This window comes from Thermobifida cellulosilytica TB100, from assembly GCF_001517975.1.
Lineage (GTDB): Bacteria > Actinomycetota > Actinomycetes > Streptosporangiales > Streptosporangiaceae > Thermobifida > Thermobifida cellulosilytica.
Genome location: NZ_KQ950184.1, coordinates 251,940 through 259,659 on the forward strand (window position 1 = coordinate 251,940; position 7,720 = coordinate 259,659).

Here is a 7,720-nt window from a genome sequence, read left to right on the forward strand (position 1 = left end):
CCCTGCCGTCTGCGCTCAAGATCCTCATCGCGGGCGGTTTCGGGGCGGGGAAGACGACGATGGTCGGCTCGGTCAGCGAGATCACCCCGCTCAGCACCGAGGAGGTGATGACCGAGGCCAGCCTGGGGGTGGACGACCTGTCGGGGGTGGAGAGCAAGACCACCACGACGGTCGCGCTGGACTTCGGGCGGATCACCGTCAGCTCCGAGCTGGTGCTGTACCTGTTCGGCACGCCGGGCCAGGAGCGGTTCTGGTTCATGTGGAACGAGCTGGCCGCGGGGGCGCTGGGGGCGGTGGTGCTCGCCGACACGCGGCGGCTGGAGACCAGTTTCCCCTCGGTGGACTTCTTCGAGCGGCGCGGCATCCCCTTCGTCGTCGCGGTCAACCGCTTCGCGGGCACTCCCGACTACGCCGACGAGGAGATCCGCGAAGCCGTCGACGTCTCCGCGGACGTCCCGGTCCTGCTGTGCGACGCCCGCGTCCGCCAGTCCTGCAAGGAAGTGCTCGTCGCCCTGGTGCAGCACGTCATGCGGCGCCGCAGGATCGCCGAGGCGGTCGCGCCGCCCGTGCGCTGAGCGGAGGGCGCGCCCCGCGCCCGGCCGGGGGAGCGGGAGACGGGAGGCCCGAGGTGGGCCGGGGATCCTCCCGAACCGGTGGAGCAGGAGTCCGTCGGCGTCCGGCGGCGACCGGAGCGCGGGAATCCCGCTCCGCCGAGACGGGCAGAAAGCCGAAAGCGTGGGATGATCCGTTACCGCGACGCGATTTTCACCACAGAGAATCGACGCGGTAGGCCCAACACCTCTAGTCGTTACTATCTTTCGCGTGAGTTCAGACGGTATGCACAATTCTGACAGGCTTCCTCCCCGTGTCACCCCGAGACGACGTTCGGGACGGCATCGTGACCCGCTGTCCTTCGACAAGTGGGTCGGTACGCCACCACTCGTCCTGGTCGCCTACGGGCCAGCCGGGGACGAGGCCGACGGGACCGACTTCGCCACGGAGATGGTGGACCTGGTCCGCCCCTACCGGCCCGAGACCTCTCTCCACCTCGCCCGCACGCACGGAGAGGCCGACCGCCTGGCGGGAGTCCTGGCCGAGGTGGCGCGGCGCGAGGGAGAGCAGCGGAACAACCCCTGCGACGCGGTCATCGTGCCCCTGGTGGCCGGCCCGCACCAGCCCACCCTGGCCGCGATCGACGAGGCCGTCCGGGTCACCGGGGTCAACGTCCGCGTCACCGACCCGCTGGGCCCGCACCCGATGCTCGCGGAAGCGCTGCACCTGCGCCTGGCCGAGGCGTCCTACGTGCGCGCCGACCGGATGCGGCTGATCAGCGTCGTGGCGCCCAGCGACACGATGGCCGACGGCGTACTGGTCGGCTCGGCCGGCGGTCCCGACGCGTTCAACGCCGCGGGGATCACCGCCGTGCTCCTTGCGGCGCGTCTGGGGGTGACGGTGCTCCCCGCGGCACTGGACGACCCCGCACAGGTGGAGCAGGCGTTCGCCCAGCTCGCCGCCGCCGGATGCCGCCGTCCGGTGATCGCGCCCAGCATCGTGGGCCAGGAGTTCCCCGCCGCCGAGATCGCGGCCCTGGCGGGCAAGCACGGGGCGAGGGCCAGCGCCCCCCTGGGAGCGAACACCATCACGGCGAAGATCGTGGCGTTGCGCTACGCCGAGATGCTCAACAGCCTGGGTGTGGAGCAGCAGGCGGCCCTGGAGGACCTGCCGGCTCCGGCGGGGGCGCGGCACCGCCGGGAGAACTGACCCCGCGGTCGGCCGGGGCGGAGTTGTCCACAAAGCAATGACTGGTTGTCACAAAGGGACCACATAGAGCTATTGGTTTCGGTACGGTCGTCCCCTAAAGGGGGATGACCATGAGCACGAGCAAGCACAACCCGACCGGTAGGGGTGCCATCCGCGGCCAGCTCACCCGGATGGTGCTGATCCCCAGCGTCAGCTTCCTGCTGCTGTGGGCGCTGTTGACCGCTGCGGGGGTCACCAGTGCACTCCGCCTGGCCTCCTCGGTCCAGCGAGGCGAGTCCGGGATGGCGGCGTTCGACCTGATCGCCGCGGAACTACGCGCCGAACGCAAGGCGACCCAGGTGTACCTGGGCGACGGTTCCGCGGCGACCCACGACGCCCTCGTGCAGACCAGGGAGCGCACCGACGCGATCTTCGCCCGGCAGCGGGAGCGGATCGCCTCCCTGCTCGGCTCCGACGACACCGAACTCGCCTCCCGGGTCCGCGACTTCTTCGCCGTCTGGGAGGACCTGCCCGAGTTACGGGAGGAGGTCGACCGGGGCGAGACCCGCCGGGAGAGGGCGTTGCAGGACTACACCTCGCTGATCTCGGCGATCCTGCTGGTCGACGACGCCATCGTGGCCCAGTTGCACGGCGACGGCTCCCGCACCGACGGCTCCGTCGCGCTGGACCTCATGCGCGCCCAGGACCGCTACGCCCAGGCCGACGCGCTGCTGGCCGGGGCGCTGGCAGCGGGCGCCATGGAGTACCCCGAAACCGCGCACTTCACCTTCCTCACCGCCTCCTACCGCGACACCCTCAAACGGGCCGAGCCGGAGCTGAGCTCCCCGGCTCGGCCCGTCTACCAGGAACTGCACCAGTCCCCCTCCTGGATCAGCCTGCAAGACCTCAGCCTCCAGGTGCTGTCCCGCCCCCCGGTGGCCGACGCCTCCGGCGAGCCGGCGTTCAACACCGAGATTCCGGTGGACGCCGAGGAGTGGCGCCGTGCCATGGAGGACACCGAGCCGATGGTCCAGCGCCTGGTCGCCGCCCAGACCGAGACGGCGCTCGAGACCGCGGAGAGTTCGGCGGTGCAGATCATCGTCGTGCACGCCGTCGGCTGCCTGGTGGTCCTCGTGGCTGGGAGCGCCGCCATCGTCTACGCGCTGCGTCTGGCCCGGCGGCTCACCGGACGGCTGCACCGGCTGTACACCGACACGATGGAGGTCGCCGACACCCGGCTGCCCGACATCGTCGCCAGGGCCGGCAGCGGCTCACGGGTGGACGTCACCGCGGAACTGCCCGCGCTGAAATACGGGGAGGACGAGATCGGCCGGGTCGCCGACGCGTTCAACACCGCCCAGCGCACCGCGGCCGCCGCGGCCGTTCAACAGGCCGAGATCCGGGAGGGCGCCAACCGGGTCTTCCTGGGGATCGCCCGCCGCAACCAGGAGCTCGTCCAGCGCCAGTTGCAGTTGCTCGACGAGATCGAGTCCGCCGAGGACGACCCCGTGGCCCTGCGCCGCCTGCTGCGCCTGGACCATCTGGTCACCCGGGGCCGCCGCTACGCCGACAACCTGCTCATCCTCGCCGGGGCCGCTGCGGCGCGCCGCTGGAACGACCCCATGCCGCTGGTGGACGTGGTGCGTGCGGCGACCTCCGAGATCCAGGACTACGAGCGGGTGCGGCTGCGTTCCATGGCCCGGGTCAGGGTGCGCGGGCACGCGGCGGCGGACGTCACCCACCTGCTCGCCGAGCTCGTGGAGAACGCCGCCCACTTCTCTCCGGCGCCCACGCAGGTGGACGTCGAGGCCAGGACGACCGCCGACGGCACGGTCGTGGAGGTGCTGGACCGGGGCCCGGGCATGAGCGTCGAACAGTACGCCGAGGCCAACGGCACGCTGGCCGAGCCGCCCGAGTTCGACGTGATGACCCTGTCGGACGAACCCCGCCTCGGACTGTTCGTGGTGGCCCGGCTGGCCGCCCGGCACGGCATCTCCGTCCGGCTGGAGCCGTCGCCCTACGGCGGGACCCTGGCCCGGGTGGTGCTCCCGCCAGCCCTGCTGACGGAGACGGACGGCGACTTTGACTCCCAGGAGGAGACGACGAGTCCCGAGGAGGAGGACAAGGAGACAGTGAGTTCCGAGGAGGACACGGTGGTGCGGCACGGGGCTCCGTCATGACTGCGGCGATCCACGAGTCCGATCCGGGGCGGCTACTGCGGCCGTTCGTGCTGACCGCCTGCTGCACCGACGACACGGTTCCGGTGCTGGACCTGGCCAGCATGGTGGTGGCGGTCCGGGACCCCGAGGGAGAGGACGAGACCAGTCCCGAACAGGCTGCGGTGCTCCGACTGTGCGCCGCGCCGTGCTCCATCGCCGAGATCGCCGCGGCGCTGGCGATCCCGCCGAGCCTGACCCGGCTGCTGGTCAGCGGCATGGTCGCGGAGGGCTCCCTGCGCGTGGGCGCCCCGCCCGACGCCAACCCCACCGCGTCCGTGCTCTACGCCGTGCTGGAGGGGCTGCGCGCACTGTGAGCACCCGACCGGGATGAGGGGCGCCCGGCGTCACCGCTCCTGCTCGGGGGCCGTCTGCCAGGTCGACAGCGAACGGACGAGCATCTCGACCAGGACCTCGAAACTGCGGTCGACGTCCTGCGGAAGCCCGAACGCCCCGCCGGCCTCCAGGGAGACGAAGCCGTGCAGGGCACTGCGCATCGCCCGGATCGCGTCGATCACCGACTCCTCCGGCAGGTCGAAACCGCACAGTACGGCGGTGATCACCTCCAGCACCGACCGGGCCGCGTCCTGCCCCGCGGGGTCGTCCGGGGCAGGAGCCCGCTGCAAGGCCGCGTACCGGCCGGGATGCCGCCGCGCATAGTCGCGGTAGGCGTGGGCCAGGGAGCGCAGCGCGTCCGTTCCGGACCGGCCCAGCACGGCGCGGCCCAGCACTCCGGCGAACTCGCGGGAGCAGTGGACGTGCAGTTGGCCGCGGAGCCCGTCCAGCCCCGCCACGTGCTTGTACAGGCTCGGTACGGTCACACCCAGCCGTTTGGCCACCGCGGCGAGGGTCAGGTTGGGGTACCCCTCCGCGTCGCTGATCCGGGCCGCCTCCTCGACCACGGCGGCGACGCTCAGCCCCGCCCTAGCCACGGCCGGTCCGCTCGGCGAACTCCAGCACCGCCGGGGCGACCAGGTCGGGGCGCTCCTCGTGCGGGTAGTGGCCCGCTTCGGGAACCATGAGCACCTCGGCGCCGATCTGGTCGCGGATCCACGCCGCCTCGGCCGCGGGGTCCTTCCAGTCGGGGTCGGCCTCCCCCATCACCACCAGCGCGGGGGCGGAGACCTTGGGGAGCAGGGCGGTCACCGGTGCGTGGGTGGTTTCGAGCACGGTCCTCCTGATCGCGCGGTAGCGGTCGCCGGATCGCAGCCCCGCCGTGATCGCGGCCCGGTGCTCGGTGTGCCCCTCGGGAGTGCGGCCCGGGTACAGCCTGCCCAGGTAGGCCCCGAGCAGGGCGGGACCCCATGGGCGCAGCAACATCAGACGGAGAAGGAGCCGCAGCGCCGTCCCGCCCGGCGCGTCCCGCAGGAACGGGCCGATGAGCACCAGGCCGCGCACCAGGTCCGGCCGCTGTGCGGCGGCCCACGCCGCGGCGGCCGCCCCCATCGAGTTGCCCACCAGCAGGGCGGGGCCTCCGCCCAGTTCCTCGACGAGGGCGAGGACGTCGGCCCCGGTGGCCTCGTCGCCGTAGGTGTCGAAGGCGGTGTCGCTGTCGCCGTGGCCGCGCAGGTCCGTGACGGCGACCCGGTATCCCCGCGCGGCGAGCTCCGGGGCGAGGAAACGGAAGCTCGACCGTACCGATCCCATGCCGGGAACGCACACGACGAGCGCTCCGGCGGGGTCGTCGCCGTGGAGCTCGTAGGAGATGCGGCCGTCCCGCAGGTTCAGGAACCTCATGGTCCACTCCTTGGTTAAAGTGATTAACCATCAAGTTAATGCCATTAACCACGGGAGGGCAAGAGCGCCGCCCCGACCGGCTGTCGCGTCGGTTCCCGCGGCGAGCCGATACCGTAGAAGCGGTCGGTGATCCCTCGTGCGTCCCGGCCCCCGAACCAGAGAGTCCTACGGAAAGACCTCATGACCGACATCATCGACGACCTGCAGTGGCGCGGACTCATCGCGCAGACCACCGACCTTGACGATCTGCGCAAGGCGCTCGCCGATGGCCCGGTCACCCTCTATTGCGGCTTCGATCCCACGGCGGGAAGCCTGCACGTCGGACACCTGACCCAGGCGCTCACCCTGGCCCGCTTCCAGCGGGCGGGGCACCGGCCGATCGCCCTGGTCGGTGGTGGCACCGGGATGATCGGAGACCCCAAGCCCAACGCGGAGCGCGCCCTCAACTCGGCGGAGACCGTCCGGGAGTGGGTCGGCAACCTGGGGCGGCAGCTCGCCGCGTTCCTGGAGTTCACCCCCGAGGGCGCGACCCCGCGCCCCACCGACGCCATCCTCGTGGACAACGCCGAGTGGCTCGGCAAGCTGAGCGCGATCGGGCTGCTGCGCGACGTCGGCAAGCACTTCAGCATCAACCAGATGCTGGCCCGGGAGACCGTCAAGAGCCGGCTCGACGGTGTGGGCATGAGCTACACCGAGTTCAGTTACGTGCTGTTGCAGTCCTACGACTACGTGGAGCTGTACCGCAGGTACGGGTGCACGCTCCAGATCGGCGGCAGCGACCAGTGGGGCAACATCACCGCCGGCTTGGACCTGATCCGCCGGATGGACGGCAACGAGCCGCACGGCCCCGCCCACGCGCTCACCACCAACCTGCTCACCAAGGCCGACGGCACCAAGTTCGGCAAGACCGAGAGCGGAGCGGTGTGGCTGGACCCCGAGCTGACCAGCCCCTACGCCTTCTACCAGTTCTGGTTCAACTCCGACGACCGGGACGTCTCGCGCTACCTGCGCATCTTCAGCTTCCGCTCCCGCGAGGAGATCGAGGACCTGGAGCGGCAGACCGCAGAGCGCCCCGCGGCGCGCGCGGCCCAGCGGGCCCTGGCCGAGGAGCTGACCACCCTGGTCCACGGGGAGCAGGAGTGCCGCAACGTCATCGAGGCCAGCAGGGCGCTGTTCGGCCAGGGCACCCTGGCCGAACTGAACCCGGACACCCTCGGAGCGGCCCTGGCCGAGGTGCCCCACGTCGAACTCGAAGGACCGGTCGACGCGCTCCCGCCGGTGGTGGACCTGCTGGCGGCCACCGGGCTGGTGCCCAGCAAGTCGGCGGCCCGCCGCGCGGTCCAGGAAGGCGGCGCCTACCTGAACAACGCCAAGGTCACCGACATCGAGGCCCGGGTCGGCGCGGAGGACCTGCTGCACGGGCGCTACCTGGTGCTCCGCCGGGGCAAGCGCAACGTCGGCGGGGTCGTCCTGAAGTAGGGCACGCGAGGAGCCGGCGCCCCCACCGGCAGCACGACCGAGAATTTTCCGCCAAGGATGTTTGACGGTCTGCTGGTGGGGGCAGGAGACCCTCTGCCAACAGAAGAAGCCTGACGCATCGCACGGACGGACTTCTCGTCCGCGCGGTCCCGAGGCACCGAGACCTGCACCAAGGTCCCCTGGCCTCACTGACCTGGGCTGACGTCCGGTCAAGAGGTTTTACTTGACATGCCTCGGACAACAAACTAAGCTTGCGCAGGCGTTGAAAGCGGGTGCGTTGATCACCGTGGTGGTCAGGACGTCCGCGAGCGCCGGAAAGGCACGGCCGAAGCACTCGCTGCGGACTGCTAGCCTTTCCTTGCCGCTCCTCCCCGACGGGAGGAGCGAATGCCAGAAACCCTCCCGAGGTCCGTCAGGACCAGTGAAAAGGGCTGGTATTCTGAAAGCGAAATCGAGGAAAGACCTCCGGGTCTGGAATCGGTTTCCGACTCTCCCGGTGGTTTTCGGGCTGCCGGTGGGGTTGACAATCTGATGCGGTTGCCGTGGCT

General features: G+C 70.9%; 7 protein-coding genes. 5 read left to right on the top strand and 2 right to left on the bottom strand.

Features of this window, described 5'->3' with window-relative positions; translation table 11 throughout:
- Window positions 1-2: 2 nt before the first annotated feature.
- The 4 genes from AC529_RS15705 (at window position 3) to AC529_RS15720 (ending at window position 4,273) form a co-directional block, all read left to right on the top strand.
- Entirely contained in the window at window positions 3-575 is a 573-nt protein-coding gene (locus AC529_RS15705; RefSeq protein ID WP_083948319.1) for a GTP-binding protein, read from the top strand.
- Between the two features lie 262 nt (window positions 576-837).
- Entirely contained in the window at window positions 838-1,761 is a 924-nt protein-coding gene (locus tag AC529_RS15710; protein ID WP_068758020.1) for a sirohydrochlorin chelatase, read from the top strand.
- Window positions 1,762-1,871: 110 nt separating this feature from the next.
- The gene (locus tag AC529_RS15715; protein WP_068758021.1) at window positions 1,872-3,920 is read left to right on the top strand and encodes a sensor histidine kinase; all 2,049 of its coding nucleotides are present in this window, start codon (window positions 1,872-1,874) and stop codon (window positions 3,918-3,920) included.
- A complete protein-coding gene (locus AC529_RS15720) occupies window positions 3,917-4,273 on the top strand; it encodes a DUF742 domain-containing protein (RefSeq protein ID WP_068758023.1) in 357 nt (118 codons plus the stop codon). The genes AC529_RS15715 and AC529_RS15720 overlap by 4 nt, the downstream gene beginning before the upstream one ends.
- Window positions 4,274-4,303: 30 nt before the next feature.
- On the opposite strand, the gene AC529_RS15725 is transcribed toward AC529_RS15720, so the two are convergent.
- Together AC529_RS15725 and AC529_RS15730 are read right to left on the bottom strand one after the other, a co-directional pair.
- Complete coding sequence (locus tag AC529_RS15725; RefSeq protein WP_068758026.1) at window positions 4,304-4,888, bottom strand: TetR/AcrR family transcriptional regulator; 585 nt, start codon at window positions 4,886-4,888, stop codon at window positions 4,304-4,306.
- The gene (locus AC529_RS15730; protein ID WP_068758028.1) at window positions 4,881-5,693 is read right to left on the bottom strand and encodes an alpha/beta fold hydrolase; all 813 of its coding nucleotides are present in this window, start codon (window positions 5,691-5,693) and stop codon (window positions 4,881-4,883) included. Before AC529_RS15730 ends, AC529_RS15725 begins: the two co-directional genes overlap by 8 nt.
- A gap of 180 nt (window positions 5,694-5,873) precedes the next feature.
- Between AC529_RS15730 and tyrS the strand changes: the two genes are divergently transcribed.
- Window positions 5,874-7,172, top strand: a complete 1,299-nt coding sequence (gene tyrS, locus AC529_RS15735; protein ID WP_068758031.1) for a tyrosine--tRNA ligase — start codon at window positions 5,874-5,876, stop codon at window positions 7,170-7,172.
- The last annotated feature ends 548 nt before the right edge of the window (window positions 7,173-7,720 follow it).

Excerpts from the sequence above, each read along its gene's own strand:
- AC529_RS15710 (WP_068758020.1), top strand. The coding sequence starts at position 838 with ATGCACAATTCTGACAGGCTTCCTCCCCGTGTCACCCCGAGACGACGT.
- AC529_RS15715 (WP_068758021.1), top strand. The coding sequence starts at position 1,872 with ATGAGCACGAGCAAGCACAACCCGACCGGTAGGGGTGCCATCCGCGGC.
- AC529_RS15720 (WP_068758023.1), top strand. The coding sequence starts at position 3,917 with ATGACTGCGGCGATCCACGAGTCCGATCCGGGGCGGCTACTGCGGCCG.
- AC529_RS15730 (WP_068758028.1), bottom strand. The coding sequence starts at position 5,693 with ATGAGGTTCCTGAACCTGCGGGACGGCCGCATCTCCTACGAGCTCCAC.
- tyrS (WP_068758031.1), top strand. The coding sequence starts at position 5,874 with ATGACCGACATCATCGACGACCTGCAGTGGCGCGGACTCATCGCGCAG.